The following is a 25,812-nucleotide window of genomic DNA, read 5'->3' as shown; positions in this document are numbered from 1 at the left end:
CAACTTCTAAATCATTTAAAGATTTTGTATTTGATTCACAAGGCTATACTAAAACTGAAAATGGTATCAAATATAAGGAATTAGAGTTTCAATCACTCTGAAAAGGTTCGCGATTTAATGATAATTTTAGACGCAGAATTATATTTTTCAGTGAAAAACGAGCAGCTAAAGATAAAAATGATAGACAAATATTAATAAATAATTTTAAAAAGAAACAAAACAAAGAAGGTGTGGTTAGCGCTGAAGATATTATTGGTGTAAAAAAATACAAATTCTTCAAAAAAGTAGGCAATATGAGTTTTACTCTTGATCTAGACAAAATTGAAGACGATGAAAAATTTGATGGATATTATGTATATGAAACCTCCAGAAAAGACTTGAAACCTGAACAAATTGCATCGATTTATCACAAACAATACCAAATTGAAGAGAATTTTAGAACACTAAAAGGAGCTTTATCAATTAGACCAATTTATGTTAGAACACATCAGCATATCATAGGTCATTTTATATTAAATTTTATTGCTCTTGTTGTTCTCAAATACACAATTTACGCTATAAACAATTTTTATTATAACAATGGAGTTATAGATAAATACACAAATGAATCATTGATAACACTATTAAATTCATGTTTTGAATACACTCAAAATATAAACAATAAAACTGCAACTAAAAAATTTGTAGAAATAAACCCATTTATTTCAAACATTGAAAAATTTAAAGAAATAAACACAATTATTAAAAATGGTATGTAAGAAATTAAAAAAAGCGATTTTTGCGTATAAAATAGCGCAAATTTCGCTTTTTTAGTTTAAACTCCGAAACTCAGGAAAAGTTACCATTAAAATGAGCAAAAAAACATTTCAAAATGTTGGTTTCTTTATTTTATTTTTCATTTGTCTCCTAAAATAGTGTCATTTGATCTGTAGGATCAAGTTTTGCAAACACACCACTTTTTTCAAGTTTCTCTACTAAAGTTTTATTCACTTTGGCACGCATTGCAAAATCTTGGATTGAGGTAAATTCCTTTACACTACGAGCAGCAATTATTGAACTAGCAACCGAATCACCTAAACCTTCTAGTGCTTTGAAGGGAGGAATTAGACAGCCGCGTTGATGATCAATTAATCACTCATGAGCTTGAGAGAGTTTTAGATCAATATTTGCAATATAAAAACCTCTTGCATATAATTCTCTAGTTATTTCTAATGTTGGAATTAAACCTTTGTCTTTATCCTTAAGTTCATCTTTTGAAAGTGATTGCAATTGTTGTAATTTTATGTGGCATTTACGTCCGTTTTTGATATCAACCATAGAATCAATATCAACCTCTTTTGCATGAGTTGCATAATAAGCGGCATAAAATGCTAAGGGATGATGGATTTTAAACCAACCTATTCACCAAGCCATCAATACATATGCAACTGCGTGTGCTTTAGGGAACATATACGCAATTTTTTTCATCGAATCAATTTGCCAATCTTCAACATTTGTTTTTTTAAGGTGCTGCTCTTCTTCAAGTGTTAATCCTTTACCTTTTCGCACCTTTTCCATAATATTAAATGCATATTTGTTCTCTACACCTTGTTTGACTAATTGCACTAAAATATCATCACGACAACAAAATATGTCTTGGAGTTTATAACCTTGCTTCATTATCAAATCTTGAGCATTACCAATTCAAACATTTGTACCATGACTCAACCCTGATATTGATACTAAGTCAGCAAAAGATTTTGGTTTTGCTTGCAGTAACATTTGTCGAACAAATTGAGTACCAAATTCAGGCAAACCTAATGCACCAGTGTATTCACCACCAATATCTTCAGGTTTTATTTTCATTGGTTCTGTAGAAGAAAAAATCTTTACAACTTCGGGATCATTTTTTGGTAATTGTGCAACTTTTACTCCTGTATATTTTTCTAGCAGTTTAATTATTGTTGGATTATCATGACCCAATAGATCAAGTTTTAACACATTATCATGAATAGCCTTATATTCAAAGTGAGTTGTAAATCAAGTGGATTGAACATCATCTGCAGGATAGTTTATTGGTGTAAAATCTGAAACATCATATTCTTTAGGAATAATTATTATTCCGCCTGGATGTTGACCTGTTGTTCTTTTGACGCCTTCAATTTTTTTGGCTAAAAAACTTGCAAATGCATCGGAATATGAATTATGAGTTTCTTCGCAATAACTTTTTACATATCCAAAACCAGTTTTAAAAGCAATTGTTGATATTGTACCGGCTCGCAAAGTGTGAGAGTGACCAAACAAACGTCGAGTTTCATTATGAACTTCACCTTGAAACTCACCTGAAAAGTTCAAGTCAATATCGGGAACTTTATCAGCATTAAAACCTAAAAATGTTTCAAAAGCAATCTTGTGACCGTCGCGATCAAGATCAATTTTACAGTTTGGACATTGCTTATTTGGCAAATCATATGCAGATGAAATTCCTTCAATATTAGAAATTTCAAAATATTTGCATTGCTTACAAATGTAGTGAGGATCTAAAGGATTAACTTCAGAAATATCACAAAGTGAAGCAACTAAAGAAGAACCAACTGAACCACGGCTACCTACAATAAAACCTTCATCTAAAGATTTTTTAACCAACTTGTGTGATATTCAATAAATCACATCAAATCCATATTTTATAATCGGTGTAAGTTCCGCTTCTACACGTTTTTCAATAATTTTGGGCAAATTTTCACCATATCTAATGTGTGCATTTTTATAGACCAATTCACGAAGTTTGTGTGCTGAATCATCGAAATTTGGTGTGTAAAGTTTATCTTTAATTACTTGGACTTCTTCACACATATTTGCAATTAAATTAGTATTTAAAATCACAATTTCTTCAATAAGTTGTTTATCTTGCAAAAATGAAAATTGTTCTAGCATCTCTTCAGTAGTTAAAAAGTTTTGTGTCGGAATAGTTAGTCGAGCATCTCTTGCAAGATCATAACGATAAAGTGAATGACGAACACCTCCAATACCTTTTGCATAGACTAAAATTTCATACGCTTTTTTATCATGTGTATCTAGGTATCTAACATCGCCTGTTGCGACAGGAATCTTATTGTATTTTTTTGCAGTTAAAATAATGTCTTTAAGAGCATATTCAAGTTGAGTTTTTGTGATAAATTCACGGTCAATCCAGTGTTGAAATACTTGCGGTGCAGGTATTTCAATATAGTCATAACGCTGAATTTCATTCTCAAATTGTTCGCGAGATGAATAAAAATAATCATCCAAAAGTTTTGACTTAAGTGTTCCTGAACCAAATAAAAGATCTTTGTCAGGCTTAATATCTTCAAAATATGTTTTAGGACCAAAATTGTAATTTGTAGTCAAGCAACTCGAAATCATATTGAACTGTTTTTTGAGTCCATTTTGATTGCGAACTAAAACACTGATAACATAAGGGTGTCTATCTCTATGTTTTGTTTCACTTTCATATTTGTCAAGGTCTTCGAATGTTTTAATTTGATTATGAGTCATTGCATTCATCATTTCAAGTCAAACCTTAGCCAATACTTCAGCATCATAATCACCACGGTGTGCAATATTAGGATTATAATCAACACCTAAATTAGCAGCCAATTCACCAAGACTATGTTTTTTGCGGTCTGAAAAAATTATTCTTGAAACAACTAATGTATCAATAACACACACATTTGGAAAAGGCATTTGATGCAATCTGAATTGTTCTTTTAAGAAGTGATAGTCAAATTTTGCATTATGAGCAATAGCAATTTTGCCATCTAAATCATCGTAAATTTTTTGTAATGCAACCTTGATATCTAGACCTTTATCATCAATGTCACTTTGTGTTATTCCTGTAAGATTTGTTGTAAAAGGTGATATTTTTTCTTTAGGTTTAATTAAAAATTGTGTTTTATTGCTTTCTTTTTTATTAGGGCTGATGCTATATGAACCATACTCAATCAATTCATGAAAATGAGGACTTAAGCCTGTAGTTTCAATATCAAATGAAACATATTCAACATCGGAAATGTTTAATTGTGGAATTGAACCAAGAAAAATTGTCGGATTTTTTGAAAACGTTGAGTATGAAGCACCATAAAGTGCTTTAATTTTCGCTTTTTTAGCTGCTTGATAAAATTTTGGATAGCCTTGCACTGCATCAATATCAGAGATTGCTACAGCACTCATTCCAAATTGCTTCGCACGTGTAATAATGTCTTCAGGACTTATAAGACCATCCATTGTGCTAAACTTTGAAGATACATTAAGTTCAACTCTTTTTTTATCACTTGGAGCATTATCCACTGAAGTTTTCAATAATTTTTCACTTTTTTCAAAATAGTCAACAATGACAAATAATTCAGGTTTGCCTATCTTTGAAATCGATGTTGAACCCTTAACATTAATTCAATTGCCTATTGCTAAATCGTTTTTAATTATGTCCGCTTCTAAAGGTTCATTTTTGAAAATTTTTGCACTAATTGCATCATTATAATCGGTTATAAATACTGTGTATATGTGTTTTTTATTCTTTGTTTCGAGATAACTAAAATCATAGATTTCACCTTTTATTGAGATATCTGAACCCGCTGGTAATGAATGGATTTGATGAACATCAGTGATTTCGTATTGCTTTTGTGATCATTTTTTTCGTGAATATTCCTTGGTAGAAGGTGAAGGAAGATTGATTTTTTCACGATTTTTTAAAAGCTCGTTAAATTTTTGCTGTGCCGCTTTATCATGAACACTATTGTCAAAAAACATTTGACCAATATCAATTTTTTTAAGTCGCGAAGTTATATTAAGTTTATTAAAACCATATTTATGTAAATGTTGTAATAATTGTTGAATCAACACAGAGTTTTGTTCATATAAAAATTGATCAATAAAAACTACCTCATAATCATAATCATTAAGGCTTATTAATTCTTTGTTTCAGTCAAGTGATCTTAATTTTGAAAACTGAACTTTTTTAAATATTGTATATTCAATAAATTTAACAATATTCGTATGTTTATATTGCAATAAGTCAAAAATAAAATGCGCTGTGATTTTATAGAGACGATTGTTTTTAATTGCATTATATAATGCATAAAAATTTTCAACGCTTACTTCGTCATTGAATAAAATCGTAATTTCTAGGTGATCGGAATTATTATGACTTTGTAAATCCACAATTTCTGCAGTATTCATCTCTTCAGGTATTGCAAAATTTAGGTGTTCACAAAGCTTCAAAAACCTTTTATTAGTCGTGTTCATAACTCTCCATTTATTAGTTATAAAATTATATATTTAAATTAGATTATTAAATATTAAAGGTTTAAATATCGTATAAAAGCAGCGATATAACCACATAACTGTATGATATATTAAAACAAAAATACCACTTAAATTTAATAGTTGCTAAATTTAAGTGGTATTTTATTATTTAATAAAAAATCCTAAAATGCTGTAATGTTACTATATTCTTCAAAATCCTTTATTAAATGATCTACTTTTATTTTTCTATCAATTATATTCTCGTAATGCAACATAATTCCATTCAAAATACCTTTAATACATAGCTTTATTCACATATCGTTGTTATTATATGTAACAAAAATAAGTTTTGCATTGTATGGTTTATTATTTTCATTATTTTGTTTACCTAATTCAGAGAAAATATGACGCGTTATTGGTTCAACCTCATATTTTGACGTAGATGTCGCTTGCGTGTGAATTGTTGATTCAATGCAATAAATCGTGTTCAATTCTTCACCAATATAAACCAAATCACTTGTACCACCAGGCGCATGAGAAGAAGGGTATAAATAGATATCCATTTTGGTTTTAATGATGTTAAATGCATCGATAGGTCTTATCTTTTTGATATGGCAAAAATATAAATTTACAAAATATTCTGCAAGAGTGCTGTTTGCAACGTTCTTAAGGTTTTCATCGTTGTTTTTAAAACTAAACCGGTTATTAACATCTTGTTGATTGATTTGTTTTAAATATTCTCTGCATTGTTGTAAAGTGTATGGATATTGAACATCACTTTCATAATTTAAACATATCTTATTTTGTACAAAAGAAATTCTACTTTTGTCTATTAAACAAGTAAATGTATCTTGCTTTTGTTTTGATTTAATTAAGTGAAAATCAAACATTCAACGAGCGAAGAGATCTCTATAATCATTAAATAATAGTTCCATTACTCTTAATTTTTCAAAAAAGTATATAAACTGAGTCTCACCCTCAATATTATTTAATAAAGGAATAATAAAATTTATCTTTTGTTCAAATGTTTTAATTTTTTTGTCCTTTATTAAGTGTTTAAAGTATTTCTCGTCGCTGAAATCCGATTTATATGACAAAAAATCATCAAACACAATTTCTTCTTTTCGTTGAATTTTTAAAAATATATTCTTATACAACGAAAGAAATTTTGGTGGCTTGCGAAAATTAAGAGTGTTTATGTATGAGTCAATATTAATGTTATCGAGGCTTTTTTTCGCTATTAAATCTATTATTTCATCAGTATCTTTTTGATACAGACTTTCAAAACTATCACCTTCCTCAAAAACGATAAATGCTAAATAGAAATTAATAAATTTAATCTCTATATCTTTACTATTTAAAATGAAATCAATTCCTTTTTTGAACGGTGAATAGTTGTTGTATAAAGTTCTAAAAAATATACTTTCAAAGGGTTCACTATTTGAACTACCAATATCTATTTGTGGTTCAAAATCTTTAGAGATAAATTTTCATTTCTCCAATGATGAAATCAATAATTTAAATCTATTTTGTTTATCATTCGTTGGATAATTATATATTTGTTCATCCTTGCACCAGGTCTTAAACATTTTATCTTTAGATGCATCATCAAGATCTCTAAGTGAGTCTTTATTTGATACTACTCATACAAAAAATTGTCACCAACCATTAACTTGTTTTTCAACTCTATAAGATGTATCACCCAACTTATTAAATTCTTTATGTTTCATAATTTATTATTAATATCTCCCTATCTTTTCCATTATTTTTTCTATGATAATTGCTGTTACTATAATGTTTTTCAATCTCTATAACCTTGTACTTTTTAGATCAGTTCAATAGTAATTTATTTTCCTTACCGTTAGCACTCAACACATTAGAAAGAGCAAAACGAATATGTTTTTCATTCAATGTATCCAATAATTTCAACAGATCTTCTTCTTCTTTTTCTGTTCATATCGAATTATACGTTGCTTCTGTTATTAAATAAGGTGGATCAAAATATAAAAAATCATTCTTATTAATTATATTTAACTTTAAATATTCATAAATAAATCTAAAGTCGTTGTTTAAAAAGCTAATATTTCTAGATTGTAATGCTTCAACAAAATTTATTAATGTTTCTTTTCTTTTAATATTAAATTCTTGTTTACCGCTTGGTATATTAAATTTGCCATTCTTATTAAATCGTATTTGATTGTTGAACCCATAAATTATTAAAGTTAATAACTTGACTAATGAAGCATTAGAGGTCTTATTTGTTTTATTATTAAAATCATTTTTTAGTTCATTATAATTTTCAATATTTATTCGCTTATTAGGAGCTGAATAATCAAATTTCAAGTCATATTTTTTAACTATTTTATCGATTTCATCAATAATAAGCGAATAATCACTATTGTAAAAAAAGGTTAATAAAGCAATTAAAAATTTATCAATATCATTAGCGACAATCTTATTTGATTTTATATTAGCTAAAATTGTACCTCCACCACAAAAAACATCGTAAAAAGTATCAATGTCTTTTGGAAAGTATCTTTTAATTTGGTTATATATTTTGTGCTTATCCCCTAAGTAATATAGCGGACTTCTAACTACCGTATCAATGCTTATTCCGTATCTCTTAAACCTTTCAACTGTTTTGTTAAAATATTTTTTGTCAATTTCACAACCTATGAAACTTCTTTTATTTTTAAATGCAGCTATTCCCGTTGAGCCAGATCCCATAAAGGGATCAAAAATTAGATCACCTTCATTTGTATGTATCTGAATTATTTTTTCCAATAAATCAATAGGTTTTTGAGTTGGATGAAATTTATCACATGATTTAGAAACAATTGAAGTCTTAAATTCAGGTCTTAAATACGGAACGTCTGAAGGTTTATTAAATGTTCATTTTTTATGACCCTTAACTGCTCATAAAGCATATTCAAAATCAGTTACATATCTTCTAGAAGTATTTCTAGGCATCGGATTATTTTTAACTCAACGAAGCAAATCCTTAACTTCAAAATTAAGTTCTTCTAATTTATTTGCTATTTTACCCATGTTTTTGTAATCGTTAAAAATTATTATTGAGCCACCAGGTTTTAGCAATTTATCAGCATATTCAAGTCAAGATAATTGATCAAAACCATAATCTCAGCTACCAAAATCAATTCCATTTCGTCCGATTGTTTTAAAATTATTTTTCTTTGAAATGTTATAAGGCGGATCGGTGATTATTGCATCACAAACAAAAGACTCACGTTGCATATATTCAAGACAGTCTTCATTAAATATTTCATATTTCATATTTTTCATTTTACCAAAACTTATGCAATATAACTTTATTACTGTAATAATAATTTATTGCTATTACATATATTATAAAGTGTGTAAAAATTTGTAACTTTTATTTCAGCATTAAATAAAATAGTAATTTCTAGCTGTCACAAAGCTTCAAAAACCTTTTATTAGTCGTGTTCATAACTCTCCATTTATTAGTTATAAAATTATATATTTAAATTAGATTATTAAATATTAAAGAATAATATTAGCGAAAAAATTTAAAAATAAATGTAGGTTATGAGATGATAAATTTTACCAATATACACTCAAAAATGTGTATATTGGTAAAATTTATGCTTCTAAAAAGTGAAAAATAACATAGCACATTTTGTGCTGCGTGTTAATCAAAATAGAAGAATGCAAACTCTTTAATCATCGAATTGCGTCTTTTATAAAAGGTTGTTTTTGAACATAGATTTTCTCATCAACATGTACTGTGATCTGGTTCAAGTATCTCTTTAAGTAAAATGATTTTACTTAATTCGCTCATACAAGTTAGAACTCTTTTTAAGTTTTCTGAAGCATACTCATATATTGGTTTTAGTTTTGGTTGTTTATGTGTTTCTTTGAATATTTTGTTATATTCTTCGAGTCTTCTGCGTTTTGCTAGACCTAACTCAATGGTGCATATCTCCTTAACGCTTTTAAATTTTATGTTTTCGATAGTTGGGCCTTTGAATTCTGGCACATTAAAAAAATGAGCTTCCATTTTTCCTCCAAATAATAAAAAAACTTAGCAAAAAAAGCTAAGTTAAAAATTAATATGCTCTTGCAAAAATAACGAATCTTTTTGTTATTCTTTTGCAGGTGATACATGGAGCCAATTTAAAAGGTCGATCAAGTTTTTTAGGAATGCAACGTGTTGTTGCTCCTGTTTGATCCTTGATCTCTTGTTCTTCAGCATCATGACAGCAAAAAGGTGCTAAAACAAATTTTTGTTCTTTTATTTCTTTTTTGAAATCATCATAGTTATCAACCATTATTAAATTGGTATCAAGTCTATGTTTTGCTAAATTGTAAAGATTTTCATGAATATCATGCAATATATTTTTGACTTCATGTTTCACATCATCAATTGGTAAGATGATTTTTTCTAGGGTGTCTCGACGGACTAAGGTTACCATATTGTTCTCAAGATCTCTTGGACCAATCTCAATTCTAAGCGGCGTTCCTTGAATTTCAGATTGAGAAGCTTTAAAACCAGGATTTTTATCAGAATTATCTAATCTAACACGATAAATTCGCGAAAGTTCTTTATATAATGATTTGCTTACTTTGCTTACTAATGGATTTTTTGCTGCAAAAAGTTCAAGAATGTCTACTTGAACAGGGGCAACACGAGGCGGAATAATAATACCACGATTGTCACCGTGAGTCATTATAATTGCACCAAGCAGACGTGTTGAGACACCCCAAGATGTTTGATAAACAAAATCATAATTATTATTCGAATCTTTAAAATTAATATCAAAAGTTTTTGAAAAATTTTGAGCAAGGTAATGACTTGTACCGGCTTGAAGAGCGCGTCCGTCTTTCATCATTGCCTCAATTGTGTATGTTGAACAAGCACCAGCAAATTTTTCCTTTGGAGTTTTTTTACCAACGATTACCGGAATAGCTAAATAATGTTTTAAAAATTTTGCATATAAAGAAATCATTGTACGTGTAAATTGACGCGCTTCAATTGCATTATTATGACAAGTGTGTCCTTCTTGTCATAAAAATTCTCGACTTCTTAAAAATGGGTTAGTAGTTTTTTCTCATCTAACAACATTGGCTCATTGATTATAAATAATTGGAAGATCTTTATACGATTCAACTGTGTTTTTAAACAAGTCAGCAAACAACACTTCACTAGTTGGACGCACAAAAACCTTTTCATCAAGTTTTTCCTCACCTACATGAGTAATAGTGGCTAGTTCAGGATTGAAACCTTCAATATGTTCTTTTTCTTTATTGAATAATCTTTCAGGAATTAAAAGAGGTAAATAAACGTTTTGCACGCCTAACTCTTTAAATTCTTCGTTTAAGTAATGTTGAATAAGTTCTCAGATGCCATATGAGTTTGGTTTAAAAACTAATGTGCCTTTTAAAGGTCCATAAGCAATTAAATTACCTTGTTTTACAACATCAGTATATCATTTTGCAAAATCTTGCTCTAAAGGAGTTATTTTTTCTAGTTCTTTCATAATTCTAAATTTTACATTTTTTTTAAATTTTGCAAAATGCTAAAAAAATCGAAAAAAAAGAGCCAAAAATGGCCTTTTTGTAAATATCTGTCCTTTATTTAAATATTTTTCTAAAAATTTTCTCTTTGAAATCTGTATATGGATGTTCAGTCAAAGACAATGCAAATCTTTTTCTATGATAGCAACTAATTATGTTAGAAAATTGTTTAAAACCTTCAAAACCATGTGATCTACCATTTCCTGAACTTCCAACACCACCAAAAGGTAAATTATTTGAAACAAGTTGAACTAAAAGATCATTGACAACTAGTCCACCAGTTTTTATCTTTTGAGAAATTTTATTGATTAAATCATTATTTTTTGTAAATAAATAAGTTGCAAGAGGTTGATTTTTTGAATTAATTACATCAATTAGCTCATCAATATTTTCGTATTCAATGATTGGTAAAACTGGTCCAAAAATTTCGTCTTGCATAACTTGATCACTTCAAGTAGCATCAATAACTTGTGGATAAATTTTGCATTCATTTTCTATATCGCTTTTGTGAGCTGCGATGTAATTTTTAATTCTTTGATAATGGTTATAAGTGATAATCTTAGGAAAATCATCAAGATTAGGCAAAGTGATTTCAATATATTTTTGGCATAGTTCTTTAAATTTTGAACCTTGACCTTTAGGCACACAAACATAGTCGGGAGCAATACATGTTTGACCTGCATTAAGCAATTTAGCAGACATTATACGCGATACTATTTTTCCCAAAACTACTGAATTATCAATAATTACGGGACATTTACCACCTAATTCTAAAACTGATGGAGTATGATATTTGGCTATTGATTGTGCTATCTTAGTACCTGTTTTTTCAGATCCAGTAAAGAAAACAAAATCAAATTTGTTTTCTAATATTTGTATTATGCTTTCAACATTATGATCCATTACATAAGCCATATCAGATTGGAGTTGATCATTAATTAAATTCGATAATAAAGACGAGGTTGCTAGTGTAAATTCGGAAGTTTTAACAATATTTCTATTGCCTGCAGCTATCGATGAAATTAAAGGCATTAATGTTAAATAAAATGGATAATTTCAAGGACTTATTATTAAACATTGACCATATGCTTGTGGTATCAAAAATGATTTTCCACCAAAAAGTGTAAAAGGAGTTCTTACTTTTTTTGGCTTCATTCATTTTTTTAAATTTTTGATCACGTGTTTAATTTCATGCAAAACTAAACCAATTTCACTGAAATATGCTTCATAATGATGTTTGCCTAGATCTTGAAAAAGGACATCAATTATCTCTTTTTCATTCTTTTTGATTAGTTGATAAAGTTTTTTTAACACAAATATCCTTTCGTTATAAGAAACGAAAGGATATTTTTGGGTCATTTCTCGTTGTTTGTTGTAAATTATTAAATCTTTTTGGACCATTATTTTATTCTTCAGGGTCAGAGAACACATATCGACCAGTTTCAGTAACTAAAACATCGTCTTCACGTCTTGCACCACCAAAACCTTCGATATAAATTCCTGGTTCAACTGTAATAACCATACCTGGTTCAAGCATATAGTCTTTTGCTTTGCTACTTACATATGGCAATTCATGAACATCAATACCTAAACCATGACCAGTACCATGAACAAAATATTGTCCATAGCCTGCTTTTTCAATGTAATCTCGACAAATTTTATCAATTTCGCTAGCCATTATTCCAGGTCTAACAGCATCTCGACCTGCTTTAGCGGCTGCTTCAACAATTTCTAAAATTTCTTTTGATTTAGGATCTTTAGGTGTGTCATTACCTCTTTCATCTCATAGAATAAATGTTCTTGTGATGTCTGCTGAATAACCTTTGTATAGAGCTCCAAAGTCAATTTTAAGAAGCTCACCTGCTTCAATTTTTCTATCAGTTGGATGATGGTGAGGTTCAGCAGCAGAAGGACCACTAGCAACAATTTCATCGAAACTTTCTTTATCAGCACCACTTTGTTTTAGAAGATAATTCAATTTATGCGCTACTTGTTTTTCAGTAAAGCCAGGTGTAATTCAACGTTTAAGTTGTCATAATGCTTTTAATGATTTGTCAACAGTGTCTTGCATTATATTGATCTCTTCTTGAGATTTTAAAATTCGAAGCTCTTGACCTAAAATCATAACTTCTTCTTGTGGTTGAATAAGCGATTTCAAATATTCGTAGGTTTGAATTTTTAAATAATCTTTTTCAAATGCAACTTTTTTATATTTTTTTTCAGCAAAGAAATCTTTTAAAGCAGTTCCTTGCAATAAGTGAATTGTCACATTTTTTGCATTTGCAGTAGCATATTCAATATATCTACCATCAACAAATAGGTGTGCTTCATTCTGTTCAATAACAATATAACCATCTGAGGTTTGTACACCAGCATATCACAATCTAGTTTGAGCAGCTTCAGAAACAAGTGCATCAACTTTGTGTTCTGCAAACATTTTATCTAAATATTTTCTATTCATTTTGCCTCCTAATATCCAAATTTCTTAAGGTATTTAGCATCATTTATTCATTTATCAGCAACCTTAACTTTTAGTCTTAAATCCACATTTACACCAAAAAGATTCATCATCTGTTTTCTTGCATTAATACCAATTTGTTTGATTTTTTGAGCATTCTTACCAATAACCATTCCTTTTTGTGAATTTTTTTTAACATAAATTATTGAATTTATTGAAATTTTCTCTTCTTCTTCAATAAATTCATTAACTTCTACGGCTATCGAGTGAGGTAACTCCTCTCGTAATAAGTTCATTGCTGAAACTCTAATAATTTCTTTAGCAATAAAACGCATTGATTTATCAGTGATGTTATCTTCGCTGTAGTAGGGTTCGCCTTCAGTTGTGTATTTTTTTAACTCTTCAATGAGCATTTTGATAGATTTTTCATTTTGTGTTGAAACACTTAAAATTTTATCAAAGCCACATTTCTTAAGTTCTTCAATCTTAAGCGCAACATCTTCTGGTTTTTGAGCTAAATCAATTTTTGAAATAATAGCAATCTTATTTTCTTGATTCTGAATTTTTTCCAAAATAGCTCTATCGCCTGCACCAATTTGTTCATTTAGTGGAGATAAAAATAACACACAATCTATTTCGCTCAATGCATCGTAAGCATTTTTATTTAATGTCTCACCTAACTTATTTAATGGTTTATGAATTCCTGGTGTATCAACAAAAACAATTTGATAGCCAGGTTCATTATACACACCGCTTATTTGGTCTCTTGTTGTTTGTGGAATGTTTGAAACTATCGCAAGATCATAATTTATAATTGCATTCATCAATGATGATTTACCAACATTTGGTCTACCAATAATTGTTACAATACTTGCCTTCATTACTTAATTTGCTCACTTCTAATTGGTTTTGGAACCATTTGAAGAACACTGAATTTTTCAACTTTGTCACCTGAGTTTGAGTATAAGTAAATTGTTGCGTCATCAGGCATAAATTCAGTAATTACTTGTCTACAACCTGCACAAGGTGAAACAACATTTTCTGATGAAGAAATAATATGAATTTCTTTAAAAGTTCCTACTTTTGCACCATGAGCTACTGAACCAAATAATGCTGATCTTTCAGCACAAAGTCCTGATGGAAATGCTGCATTTTCAACATTGACACCAGGTCACTCACGTCCTTGTTCATCAATTGCTATTGCTGCAACTTTAAAATGTGATCAAGGACAATATGAATATTTTAATAAATCACGTAATTTTTCTATTTGCATGTTAATCTCCCTCTCTAGTTATATTCAAAGGTAAAAATATATCATCAACAATTTTGTCCATTTGAGCCTTATCTTCTTCACTTTCATGGTCATAACCCATTAAATGAACTAAACCGTGAGCAAACAAATAACAGTACTCTCGTCGAATTGAATGATTAAATTCATTCGCTTGTTGCTCAACTTTTTGGTGACTTATCACTAACTCACCTATGTGAAGAAAAGGCAAATTTTCAAAATCTTCACTGCCACCAAAGTCAAAACTTAATATGTCAGTTGGATAATCCTTACCTCTGTATTCTTTATTTAATTTCTGGATTTTTTTGTTATTCACAATTGAAACATCCAAGATAACCTGCTTGTTTGTTAAATTAAAATAGTTGCATAAATTACTTAAAATTTGTTTAAATTCTTCTTCGAATTTGAAAGAAGCTCCATTTTGGATATCAATGTTTATTTCAATCATATGATTATTATATTATTAAATATTTATAATTTATACAATGAATATTTATATATTTAATTAATATGGAAACAGAGCCTTCAATACACTTGTCTTCTCATAAAAAAGCGAACCATCAATATGAGTATTTGGAACTAGTTTCATTTCTGGTGGTATTTTATAAAAACTAACTAACACATTTTCATTGATTTTTTGGATTTTAAATATTTTTAGCATATAAAATCTGTCTGAATAATTCACATTAACCTGTTTATTTTTTTCAAGAAAAAACAACGTTTTTTCGGGTGCAATAAGCACTAATTCTCTCTTATCATTGATGAAAAATTGCACTTTTATTGTCTTTTCTATCTTGAAACTCAATACAAAATAAGCTAGAAGAACTGAAAAAATAATCAATAATGCAAAAAGAACTCACATTGTTTTAGTTGGCCTGGTTAACTTTGTCAAAATCTACTCCTTTATTGTTATAAATATATTTTCTACTGTGACTAATTTCAATAAACATAGCATCACTTTGAAATTCTTTAATTTTTTCTTTTATCTTATTGAAGACGCGTGTTTCAAGATTTTCAAATGCTTCATCTAAAAGAATGAGTTTGTACTTTTTAGTAAACAACTTCAAGAGAATTATCAACTGTCTTTGACCTGCAGAAAAATTTTGTCCATTGTCTCTTGAATACGAATTAAAATTAATGTTCATTTCTTCCATCACTTTATCGAGTTTGTATCTTTGCACATTTTCAAGAAGAATATTAGCAAGTTCATTTTTACCACAAGTTAAATAGTCATAAACTGTACCAGTTTGGACAAATACATGTGGATTTATCAATAAAGTAGAATTTTTAAGTTCTGAATTATTAATGAATTCTGACTCATTTTCATTGATATAAATTTTCCCTCTAGTACTGAAATATGTGTAATTTAGTAAATTTAATAGAGTACTTTTACCACTGCCATTTTTACCAAATATCTGTGTGTTTGAGTCAAGCATTAACCCTTTAATCTTGATTACTGGATTGCTTTTGTCATAACCAAAATCAATATCATTGAGACATATATTATTTATTTTTTCTATTACAATTCCTTTGTCATTTAACTCATGAGTATTAAGACAAAAAACAAAATTCAACATATCAACATGCTTGTCAATAATTTTTTTTGATGCTATCAGTCCGCTTAATGAACTTATAGGTTGAGTAAAATAATTCGATGCAGTTAAAACCAAAACAACCTCACCTATGCTTATTTGATTTTTTAATATTAGAAAAACACCAATAAATACTGTAATTAAGCCTAAATTACCTATAACTAAGTCAGTAACAAAAAGACTTAAATTATTTTTATTATTTAAAGTATAGTCAATTGCCTTATATTCTAGCATTGACTTTTGTCTTATAAGTTCTTTGTAATTTACCTCATTTTTTGTTCTAAAACTGTTCAATGAATATACGTTTTCCAATTCATTTAGTGAAAAAACGTGAGCTTTATTTAAATATTCAGCATACTTTTTCTCAACAAAATAGTTAAAGACTAACTTAATTAAAAAACTTAACACACTTACACACAAAATCATTAGAAATAATTGATAACTAATTCATATAAGCAGCATTGTTGAGATCATTAATGCAACTAGTTCAGATCAAAAAATGTAAAGAAATGTTGATTGAAAATCAGCAACCATTGATATATAACTCAATCTCTTCAGTATTTCATTCCTATCCAACCTATTTAATTCATCTAGCGAAACTGATTGAATTTTTCTAAAAAATGCATCCTTAATTGCAATTTCAGTTTTATTACTTAGTTTTTTAGTAAGCGTATTTTTGAAAAAATTATTGCTAAAACGCACGAAATTTACTCACAAAAAAGCAACAAAAAGAATAATATGAGTCTTTAGTAAATTATTTGGAATCACAAAATCGAAAACTAATTTGATAAAAAATGTTGATCCAAAAGCTAAAAGAGTTGAGAGCAATGCAGAAATAATCAACACAAACGATGTTGAATCAATATTTATGAGTGATTTAAGTTTGTTATCAATAACAAATTGTTCATTTTTTATCACTTTATTTTCATCTAAATACACAAAACTTATGTAGCCAGTAAATATTTTTTCAAATTGATCTCTATGGATTTTTATGCTTGTTCCAACTCGAGAGTCTTGAAAATAAAATACATCTCTGTGTATTTTTTCAAGGATTAAATAGTGTTGCAAACCTTCTTCTTTAATTAAGCAAACTAATGGAAAATCAACCTTTGCAATGCTAAATAGATTGTTAATTTCAACTTTGTATGTATCAAAAACTAGATTAAATTCACTTGCAATATCTTTTAAACCTGCAAGACTTATTCCATCCTTTCCATAATTTGCTTTTAACTTAAGATAAGACAGTGAAACATCATTTTTTGTGTATTTTTTAACAAAAAATTGCATTACGTGGAGGCCGCAGTCTTTTATATCGTGTTGTTTTGTTATTTTCATAACTTCTTTTTGACTTTTTTGCTTCACAAAGCATAAAAAAGGAAAAAATTAGCATTTTTGTATCAAAAAGACAACATTTAAAGGCTTGCAAATAATTCGAGTAAAGAAACAAATCTATTTTAAAGGATCATATTCACTCAAATTAAGGTTTTATAGATAATATTTTTTAGATATTTGCTCAAATAAATGTATTGAGTTTTAGTAGCTTTAATATAATTATCAATAAGGAGAAATTATGGATAAAAAAATAGTTGCACTAGCAAGCGATCATGCTGCAGTAGATTTAAAAAATAAACTGGTTGACTACGTTAAAAAATTAGGTTATGAGGCTGTTGATTTAGGTCCTGAAAACGACGCTCAAAAAGTATCTTATTCACTTCAAGGACATAAATTGGCTAACTATATAAAATCTAATAATGTATGTTTTGGAATCGGTTTATGTGGTACGGGGTTAGGAATTTCTTATGCTCTCAATCGTCATCACGGAATTCGTGCTGCAAGAGTAACAAGTGTTGAAGATGCAAAATTAGCAAAACAACATAATAATGCAAATGTGTTAGTTTTTGGTGGTCGTCAATTAAGTGAAAAAGAAGCGGAAAAAATGCTTGATGAATATATTAAAACTGATTATGAGGGCGGCAGACACCAAGAACGAATTGATGACATAGAAAATTTAAACGAATAATAAATTAATCAATAAACTTGCAAAACATATTGCAAGTTTTTTTTATAAAAAAAAGAGAAAAAATTTACAAATATACACATTTTTGAGTATATTTGGGAAATTTATGAGTTAATAAATCAAAAAAATGTAAAATTAAATTTATGAGTAGTGTTTTTAAGGCTACAATAACAAATTCAAATTTAATTGGTATATGTGTAGCAAGCATTTTATTGATCAGTTTAGGTTTTTTATTCGTTAAGAAAAGAATCTTCAACAAGACATGAATACCAGCATTTAGTAAACTTGTTCTCGAAGTTTCCTTACCTGCTATTGCTTTTAGAGGATTTATGTCTTCTATGACAATTGAATTGCTTAAGCAACAAGCATGAATAATACTTATTTCCTTTGTAATGCATGGTGTCTTGTGTTTTTTGGCTTGAATTTGATCAAAATTTCAACACAAAATACCAGCATTTATAAAGAATGCTAACTCAAACTCTGTATTAGGTACTCTTTCAGCAAAAACAGATGGCGATATTCCGCAACAAAGAGTTATGGTAATGTTTATGCTACTGGTTTTCGGTATGACTACAACATTTGGACTTCCGGTTTTAGCTGAATTTTATAAAGGTACGCCGCATCAATCAAATGCAATAATTAGTGCTAGCATTTATAATTTTCCTCAACGTATTTTTCTTTATACATATGGTTTTATAGTGCTAACTGGTATGAAATCAAGTAAGCAAAATTTCAAGAAAAATATGAAAGTAATGCTGACAAATCCTACACTTTTAATTACTTTTTTTGGTTTTGTTTTGTGACTATTGCAACTCATTCCATCTTTAGGTGCACATGAAGTAATGCTTAATAAACCAATTAATATAGCAACACAAAATGGTGAAATTGTTGTCGAAAAATACGCAAATTATGGCTTATGGTTTCAACGTATCTATATAGACCAAAACAATGAAAGATATATTTATAACTTTGCTCAGAACCTCTATACAAAAACTAATCTTGCTCCTAGTGGTTATATGAATTTTTCAACAACAATTCCATTTGTTTTCAATGTAGCCAATATGATTGCTGCTATTTGTACTCCAATTGTCTGGTTTAGTGTTGGAATGAAAATGGGCGAAAGCAAACTTAAACATGTTTTTTCAGACAAATGAGCATGAATTTATACAATAATAAAAATTATTGTAATGCCTGCAATAATCTTAGGTATTTTAAAGGCGTTAAATAATTCTGGTCATATTGATAAAATCACAGGTCTTTCAATTGTCGTTATCTTTTCAACTCCACCTGGTGCAGTACCAACATCGCTTTCACTTTCACATAATCAAGCACCGCATTTCACTGCTCGCGCTTCTGCGCTTTCAACACTTGCATCAATAATTTTTATACCAACATGAATTGTGATTAGTGAAGTTACATTTACTTAATTATTAATAATTTTGTATATTTTATATATCATTTTATTAGATGGACAAAAAATCTGAACATATCTACACTGGCTTAAAAATCAAAAAAATGAATAAAGCTTACAGAAAAGCTATTCGAAAATCTTCAATAAGCAAGAGTGTTATTCCAAACGAAAACAATGATTGATGAATTTATGAAAAAGTCATCAAGTTTTTTATTCGAATTATTTTGCTTATCTCAACACCCCGTGCAGTATGACAAAACAAGAGTAAAACAGATGAACTAATTGACCGAACATACTCAAAATTCAATGCAAAGGACTCAGTTTTTGTTTCTATATCACTCGCATTTTATTTCCTAATTTCATTTGTGCCAATACTTACAATTGTTGTTTTTTTAATGAATCTATTGCCCGAGACGTTTAGCAAAACATTCATAAATGAAATTATGCACAGAATTATCCCTGGAGCTGAAAATGTCCTAAGTTTAAACTTTAAAACAGGTTTTTCGAAAAGTGCAAACTACACTGCAATCGCGTTTTTGTTAATTACTTCAACTTGAATTGGCTCAAGTGGTTGAGGACGATTTATTTACTTGCAAAATTATGTTTATAAACACGAATCCTTAGGAAATTTCTTTTTAAATAGACTACGAGGTTTTTTTATTGTTATAGGTATCAGTTTATATATTTTTATAATGGCTTTATTTTATGTATCATTTTTTAATTATATTAATCCTAAAATAAGCACCAATACAGGTAAGAATATTTTCTTCTACATATCTTTTGATATATATTTGTTTATATTTTTATACATTGGATTTATATTGATATATAAACTTACTCCAAGTTTTAAAAATCCACTCACTTCAGTATTACCAGGTGTTTTAATCACAACTCTACCTAATTTAGTTTTTATTAGTGTTTTTGGTCATTTGATTTCTAATGGAAATTATTATAAAAACTATGGTATTGTAGGTGCTTTTATTTATTTAGCTTTGTTTGTATCTTCGCTATCATATTTCATTTTTCTAGGCATTATAATTAACGAGGCATATTACAAAACTTATTATTCTTCATACACAACAGCCAAAAGAAATTTCTGAATCATTAAGGTGTAATTTTACTTATTTACACGTTTATGAGTACTTTTGGTCAAAATTATCACATTAAAATATTATAATTTTATATTAGCACTCTAATATGTTTTGTGCTAAAATATTTATTATGAGTAAAAAAGATTATTATGAAATTTTAGGTGTATCGCGCGACGCTACTGACAAAGAAATAAAAGCTGCTTATAGAAAGCTAGCAATGAAATATCACCCTGACAAACTAAAAGACGGCACAAGTGATCAAAAAATGCAGGAGCTAAATCAAGCATACGATGTTTTAAGCGACAAGCAAAAAAGAGCAAATTATGACCAGTTTGGATCTGAAGAAGGATCTCAAGGCTTTAATTTTGGTGATTTTGAAGGTGGCTTTGGCGGTTTTGGAGATATCTTTAGCAATATCTTTAGTGGATTTGGTGGATTTAGCAGTTCAAGAAGTACAAAACCGCGACGTGGTGATGACTTGTTGTACAAAATCAACATCACTTTTGAGCAAGCAATCAAGGGTGATGAAATTAAACAAAATCTTGAAAAATGAGAAGCATGTTCAGATTGTGAAGGAACTGGAGCTGCATCAGAGTCAGATATTATTACTTGTAATCAATGTAGAGGAAGCGGACAAACAAACGTTCAACAAAGAACACCTTTTGGTGTTATAAATACTGCAACAACATGTAATAATTGTCAAGGAAAAGGTCAAGTAATTAAAAACAAATGTAAGACATGTAAGGGCCAAATTTACGTCAAAAAACAAAAAGTTATCACATTTAATGTTCAACCAGGAAGCGAAACTGGAGATAGAATCAAAATCACTGGTTATGGAGCTAAAGGAACTAATGGTGGAGCATCAGGTGATTTATACATCGAACTTAATGTTAAACCTCACTCACATTTCCAACGTGATGGATTAACAATTTTTCTAGAATATCCAGTCTCATTTATTGATATTATTTGTGAAAAAGAAGTGATTGTGCCTACACCTTATGGAAATGAAACAATTAAATTAAGAAGAAGCTACCAAAACGGTAAAACATTAGTTTTGAGCAACAAAGGTGTTCGAAGAAGTGGTCGAAGTGGTGATTTAAAAATAATTTTAAAAGTTGTAATCCCTAATTTATCAAATTCAGATATGTCTAAATTATCAAAAAATCTTGAAGAATACAAAGACACAACAAATTATGATTTCATAAAACAATTTAAATAATGCCTTTATAGGCATTTTTTATTTAAATTTAAATATATTTATATAATTAAATAATGAAGCGAAAAAATGTTTTGAATATTGATGAAATATTTCCAAATAAAGGTTATGATTCCAAAAGTTTATTTAACTCTCTTTTAAAAGCAAACAAAGAACTTGAGAATGATGTTGTTGACTTTATGAAGTTAAAACCAAATGCAAATTTTGAATCATTTTTTGATGAAGTATCAGCACCCGAATTTAATTTTGATAAAGTTCATAAACAATCATTTTTGAATAAAAATTATTGAATTTCTCTCAAAAATTCGTTCGATGCTCTCAACTTTATGACGCAAACAAAAGGAAAAAATTTTTTTAAATCAATTTCATTTCAGCACAAAACGCTATCAAAATTAATAGAAGAAAATGCAATCGAAATGCAATACAACAATAATATTGATTTAGGTTTAGACTCTAGATTCAATTCAGAAGATACATTAACTCTTTCTGAAACATCTGAAATAGTAATTAATAAAGTAAAATTCTAAAATTAAGGGGTAATATGAAAAAGATAAATGTCGCAATTGATGGACCTTCAGGTGCAGGAAAATCAACAGTCTCACAAGAAGTAGCTAGACGAATAAATTACACTTTTATAAGTTCGGGAAGTGTATATCGAGCTATTGCATATGTGGTCAATGAATTAGGAATTGATTATGAAAATGAGTTAGAGGTCAATAAAATATTAAATGATGAATTTTTGCAAATTCATCTTGATAATCAGCAAAAAATTTATCTCAAAAACAAAGACATTACATCGCTAATTCGTGCAGACATTATCTCAAAAATTTCTTCAAACATTGCTGTTTATAAAAAAGTTCGTCAATATGTTGTTGATTTTGTTCAAAAAATCACCAAAGCAAATAAAGGTTACATTATGGATGGCCGAGACACAACTTATCGAATTATGCCTTATGCAGAGTTGAAAATATATTTGACTGCTAGTGCTCCTGAAAGAGCAAGAAGAAGAATTTTACAAAACTTAGAACTTGGATATAACACTGATTTTTATGAAGTTTTAGCCGATGTTGAAGCACGAGACCTCCGAGATTCATCAAGAAAAAATGACCCCTTAAAAATTGTTGAAGATGCACAAGTTATTGATTGCACACACATGTCATTTGAAGAAGTTGTTGAAGAAATAATAAGAAAAATCAAGGTAAAAGCTGATGAGAAATAATGTAATTGCAATAATTGGAAAGCCAAATGTTGGAAAAAGTACTCTATTTAATAGATTAATTGGCAAAAAAAGTTCAATAACTTATGATGAACCTGGTGTTACTCGTGATCGACTTTATGAAACCTTTGAGTGAGGCGGTAAAGAAATAAAAATTATTGATACTGGTGGTATTGAAATTGAAAATCGTCCTTTTCAGGAACAAATAAGATTGCAAGCATCAATCGCTATTGAAGAGGCCAATGTTATTATTTTTATGGTTGATGGTTCTAGTGAAATTACTAATGATGACCAAATGATTTTAAGTATGCTGCAAAAAAGTGGAAAACCTGTCGTTGTAGCAGCCAATAAACTTGATAACCCTGACAATTTTAATTGAGAATGATACTCACTTGGAGTTGACAATATTTTTAAAATTAGTGCTCAGCATGGTCATGGTGTCGGTGATGTACTAGATGAGTGTTTAGCAAATTTACATTTAGATGACCAAAAAAGCCAAAAAAACTTTAGACTTTCAATAATAGGCCGTCCAAATTCAGGAAAAAGTTCGCTTTTAAACCTTCTTTCAGGCGAGCAACGTTCAATAGTAAGTGATATTGCAGGCACAACTCGAGATGCAGTTAAAACTCTAGTAAAAATTCAAGACCATACATTTGAAATTGTCGATACGGCTGGTATTATAAAAAAATCAAAAATAATTGATGCTGTTGATAAATATGCATTAATGCGAGCTATTTCAGCACTTGAGGAATCAGATTTATCTTTAATAATGATTGATTCATCAAGAGAATTAAGTCATTTTGACTCAAGAATAATTGGTTATGCATTGGAAAACCAAAAACCGATTATTGTTGTTGTAAATAAATGAGATTTGATTACAAAAGAAACTAATACAATGAGCAATTTTGAAAAAAATATGAGAAACAAATTCCATTTTGTGCCTTGAGTACCTTTTTGCTTTATTTCAGTGCTCCATAAACAAAGAATTAACAAACTAATAGACACAATATTACAAGTAAAAAACAACCTTGAACGTGATATAAAACCATCATTGTTGTCAAATTTAATTAGAGAAACACAGTTAATTCAACCTGCTCAACCATATAATGGTGGAAGACTAAATATCTATTTTGCTCGTAAATACACAGACGCAAAAATTCCAACATTTGTTTTTTATGTAAACAACAAGAAGTTTCTTCATTGAAGTTATCAAAGATTTTTAGAAAACCAATTGAGACAAATGATAGATTTTACAGGTTGCCCGCTAAAACTTATATTTAAGAATAAATCAGGTCTTGAGTAATTTTTTGTGGTTATTTTTACCAAAACTACTCAAAAATGTGTGTAAAAAACAAAATATCTTGGTGTTTTTTACATTTCATACTAAAATATTTTCAATATAAATTAATTACTAGGAGAAAAATGACAAAAAAAGAATTTGTTGCTGAAATAGCAGAATTAATGAATGTTCCAGTTAGAAATGCAAGTGAGTTTTTCGACAAATTCATCTATGTATTACAAGATAATTTAGCTAAAGGTGAAAAAGTTCAATTAAGCACTCTCGGAACTTTTGAAACAGTTGAAAGAGCTGCTCGTGAATCGATAAATCCATTCACAAAAGCAAAAACACTAACACCTGCTAAAAAAGCTATTAAATTTAAATCTTCAAAATACTTAAAAGAAGCAATTAACTCTAAGTAAAATTGCTTAAGTAAGGTAAAAAATCAATAATTCCTGGATATGTAAGTTCAATTTCATATCCAGTATTTTTTATTTCTTCATATGATCAGGATTTTTTTCAATGCTCTGCAAAATAACTGGCTTTCACTAAATAAAACTCATCAACATTAGAAAAAAGTACTATAAAAAAAGCTATTCCTCCTTGTTCATAAACTCTCTTCAAATATTCAATCTGATGACTTAAAATATTGCTTGATGGAAGCCGATTTTCATTTGTCGTTTTGGCCTCAAAAGCAACAAAACTACCGTTTACACAACCTATATAATCTACTGTACTCTTTTTAAAAACATAAGCATTAATCAAATCTTTTTTGTCTGAAATCTTTTGAAATTTCACTGGCAAAGACTTCTTTTCAATCAAAGCTAAATTATTTTTGTCATAATACGAGATTGTTTGATTGATAATTTTTTCTAATAACATTCCGCGATTTTTATTCATGCTTAATATTAAACAAAATGAAACATAACTCCATAAAAAGGAAAAAATTATTAAATCAGTGTGATTTTGATTAATTTTATATTCTTTTATTAATATTAAAATTAAAATTTAAGTTATATATTAAAATTGAATAATATAATTAATTTATGATTTTTTTGAAGAAAAATAAGTTTTCAAAACGGCAAATTGGTGTAGATATAACAACAATTAGCCGTTTTGAGAATTGTGAATTAAACTTTATAAAGAGATTTTGTTCACCAGAAGAAGTAGCAGAATTAGAAAAACAAGTTGATAAAGCAACATATTTAGCAAGTTTATGAGCAATTAAGGAAGCTTTATTTAAAGCAAATAATTCACTAAGCAACTTCAATAAAATTACCATTCAAAAAATAGACAAAAAATGAACGTATAAAAATTATGCAATTTCAACCTCTCATGAAGGTGACTTGCTGATTGCTTTTGTTTCAAATTAAAAAGGAGTGTTATGAGTTTTACTTTTAAAATGATCTTTCTTTGATGACATTTTCTT

Annotated in this window: 23 protein-coding genes; 10 read left to right on the top strand and 13 right to left on the bottom strand. The window is 28.7% G+C overall.

Going from position 1 to position 25,812, the window contains the following annotated elements; genetic code table 4:
• The coding region (locus E1I18_RS01230; protein WP_141483793.1) for an IS1634 family transposase at positions 1-758 on the top strand (758 nt) is incomplete at its 5' end.
• 148 nt (positions 759-906) lie between these two features.
• Here E1I18_RS01230 and E1I18_RS01225 read toward each other — a convergent pair.
• From E1I18_RS01225 to E1I18_RS01170, 12 genes are all read right to left on the bottom strand, one after another.
• Positions 907-5,259, bottom strand: coding sequence for a PolC-type DNA polymerase III (locus E1I18_RS01225; protein WP_141483792.1), 4,353 nt, complete (start codon positions 5,257-5,259; stop codon positions 907-909).
• Between the two features lie 182 nt (positions 5,260-5,441).
• Entirely contained in the window at positions 5,442-6,989 is a 1,548-nt protein-coding gene (locus tag E1I18_RS01220) for a hypothetical protein (protein ID WP_141483791.1), read from the bottom strand.
• Positions 6,979-8,553, bottom strand: a complete 1,575-nt coding sequence (locus E1I18_RS03715; RefSeq protein WP_170218490.1) for a Dam family site-specific DNA-(adenine-N6)-methyltransferase — start codon at positions 8,551-8,553, stop codon at positions 6,979-6,981. Before E1I18_RS03715 ends, E1I18_RS01220 begins: the two co-directional genes overlap by 11 nt.
• 376 nt (positions 8,554-8,929) lie before the next feature.
• Positions 8,930-9,298 (bottom strand): MG284/MPN403 family protein, encoded by a 369-nt coding sequence (locus E1I18_RS01210; protein WP_141483790.1) that lies wholly within the window; start codon positions 9,296-9,298, stop codon positions 8,930-8,932.
• A gap of 49 nt (positions 9,299-9,347) precedes the next feature.
• The gene (proS, locus tag E1I18_RS01205) at positions 9,348-10,778 is read right to left on the bottom strand and encodes a proline--tRNA ligase (RefSeq protein ID WP_141483789.1); all 1,431 of its coding nucleotides are present in this window, start codon (positions 10,776-10,778) and stop codon (positions 9,348-9,350) included.
• Positions 10,779-10,872: 94 nt separating this feature from the next.
• The gene (locus E1I18_RS01200; RefSeq protein WP_170218488.1) at positions 10,873-12,216 is read right to left on the bottom strand and encodes an aldehyde dehydrogenase family protein; all 1,344 of its coding nucleotides are present in this window, start codon (positions 12,214-12,216) and stop codon (positions 10,873-10,875) included.
• Positions 12,217-12,220: 4 nt separating this feature from the next.
• Positions 12,221-13,276 (bottom strand): aminopeptidase P family protein, encoded by a 1,056-nt coding sequence (locus E1I18_RS01195; RefSeq protein ID WP_141483787.1) that lies wholly within the window; start codon positions 13,274-13,276, stop codon positions 12,221-12,223.
• A gap of 8 nt (positions 13,277-13,284) precedes the next feature.
• Complete coding sequence (era, locus tag E1I18_RS01190; protein ID WP_141483786.1) at positions 13,285-14,154, bottom strand: GTPase Era; 870 nt, start codon at positions 14,152-14,154, stop codon at positions 13,285-13,287.
• Entirely contained in the window at positions 14,154-14,546 is a 393-nt protein-coding gene (cdd, locus tag E1I18_RS01185; protein ID WP_141483785.1) for a cytidine deaminase, read from the bottom strand. The genes era and cdd overlap by 1 nt, the downstream gene beginning before the upstream one ends.
• A gap of 1 nt (position 14,547) precedes the next feature.
• Positions 14,548-15,009, bottom strand: coding sequence for an rRNA maturation RNase YbeY (gene ybeY / locus E1I18_RS01180; protein ID WP_141483784.1), 462 nt, complete (start codon positions 15,007-15,009; stop codon positions 14,548-14,550).
• Positions 15,010-15,066: 57 nt separating this feature from the next.
• Positions 15,067-15,453 carry an MAG1140 family protein gene (locus E1I18_RS01175; RefSeq protein ID WP_141483783.1) on the bottom strand — a complete coding sequence of 129 codons (387 nt, stop codon included), beginning with the start codon at positions 15,451-15,453 and terminating at the stop codon, positions 15,067-15,069.
• Complete coding sequence (locus E1I18_RS01170) at positions 15,428-17,488, bottom strand: Mbov_0121 family peptidase domain-containing ABC transporter (RefSeq protein WP_141483782.1); 2,061 nt, start codon at positions 17,486-17,488, stop codon at positions 15,428-15,430. Before E1I18_RS01170 ends, E1I18_RS01175 begins: the two co-directional genes overlap by 26 nt.
• Positions 17,489-17,723: 235 nt before the next feature.
• Between E1I18_RS01170 and E1I18_RS01165 the strand changes: the two genes are divergently transcribed.
• From E1I18_RS01165 to E1I18_RS01130, 8 genes are all read left to right on the top strand, one after another.
• Positions 17,724-18,173, top strand: a complete 450-nt coding sequence (locus E1I18_RS01165) for an RpiB/LacA/LacB family sugar-phosphate isomerase (protein WP_141483781.1) — start codon at positions 17,724-17,726, stop codon at positions 18,171-18,173.
• 140 nt (positions 18,174-18,313) lie between these two features.
• Positions 18,314-19,597 (top strand): AEC family transporter, encoded by a 1,284-nt coding sequence (locus E1I18_RS01160; protein ID WP_141483780.1) that lies wholly within the window; start codon positions 18,314-18,316, stop codon positions 19,595-19,597.
• Positions 19,598-19,637: 40 nt separating this feature from the next.
• The gene (locus tag E1I18_RS01155; RefSeq protein ID WP_141483779.1) at positions 19,638-20,696 is read left to right on the top strand and encodes a YihY/virulence factor BrkB family protein; all 1,059 of its coding nucleotides are present in this window, start codon (positions 19,638-19,640) and stop codon (positions 20,694-20,696) included.
• A gap of 106 nt (positions 20,697-20,802) precedes the next feature.
• The gene (dnaJ, locus tag E1I18_RS01150; RefSeq protein WP_141483778.1) at positions 20,803-21,891 is read left to right on the top strand and encodes a molecular chaperone DnaJ; all 1,089 of its coding nucleotides are present in this window, start codon (positions 20,803-20,805) and stop codon (positions 21,889-21,891) included.
• 53 nt (positions 21,892-21,944) lie between these two features.
• Complete coding sequence (locus tag E1I18_RS01145) at positions 21,945-22,415, top strand: hypothetical protein (protein WP_141483777.1); 471 nt, start codon at positions 21,945-21,947, stop codon at positions 22,413-22,415.
• Between the two features lie 14 nt (positions 22,416-22,429).
• Positions 22,430-23,107 carry a (d)CMP kinase gene (gene cmk / locus E1I18_RS01140; RefSeq protein ID WP_141483776.1) on the top strand — a complete coding sequence of 226 codons (678 nt, stop codon included), beginning with the start codon at positions 22,430-22,432 and terminating at the stop codon, positions 23,105-23,107.
• Positions 23,097-24,407 carry a ribosome biogenesis GTPase Der gene (gene der / locus E1I18_RS01135; protein WP_141483775.1) on the top strand — a complete coding sequence of 437 codons (1,311 nt, stop codon included), beginning with the start codon at positions 23,097-23,099 and terminating at the stop codon, positions 24,405-24,407. Before cmk ends, der begins: the two co-directional genes overlap by 11 nt.
• A 53-nt stretch (positions 24,408-24,460) precedes the next feature.
• Positions 24,461-24,805, top strand: coding sequence for an HU family DNA-binding protein (locus E1I18_RS01130; protein WP_308495575.1), 345 nt, complete (start codon positions 24,461-24,463; stop codon positions 24,803-24,805).
• Here the strand turns inward: E1I18_RS01130 and recU are convergent.
• Positions 24,798-25,283 carry a Holliday junction resolvase RecU gene (gene recU, locus E1I18_RS01125; RefSeq protein ID WP_141483773.1) on the bottom strand — a complete coding sequence of 162 codons (486 nt, stop codon included), beginning with the start codon at positions 25,281-25,283 and terminating at the stop codon, positions 24,798-24,800. The genes E1I18_RS01130 and recU overlap by 8 nt on opposite strands.
• Positions 25,284-25,429: 146 nt before the next feature.
• Between recU and E1I18_RS01120 the strand changes: the two genes are divergently transcribed.
• Complete coding sequence (locus tag E1I18_RS01120) at positions 25,430-25,756, top strand: 4'-phosphopantetheinyl transferase superfamily protein (protein ID WP_141483772.1); 327 nt, start codon at positions 25,430-25,432, stop codon at positions 25,754-25,756.
• Positions 25,757-25,812 lie beyond the last annotated feature (56 nt).

Source organism: Mycoplasmopsis mucosicanis, assembly GCF_006546935.1.
Lineage (GTDB): Bacteria > Bacillota_I > Bacilli_A > Mycoplasmatales > Metamycoplasmataceae > Mycoplasmopsis > Mycoplasmopsis mucosicanis.
Note: the sequence above shows the minus strand (reverse complement) of the source record. Positions and strands in the feature narration are given on the sequence as shown.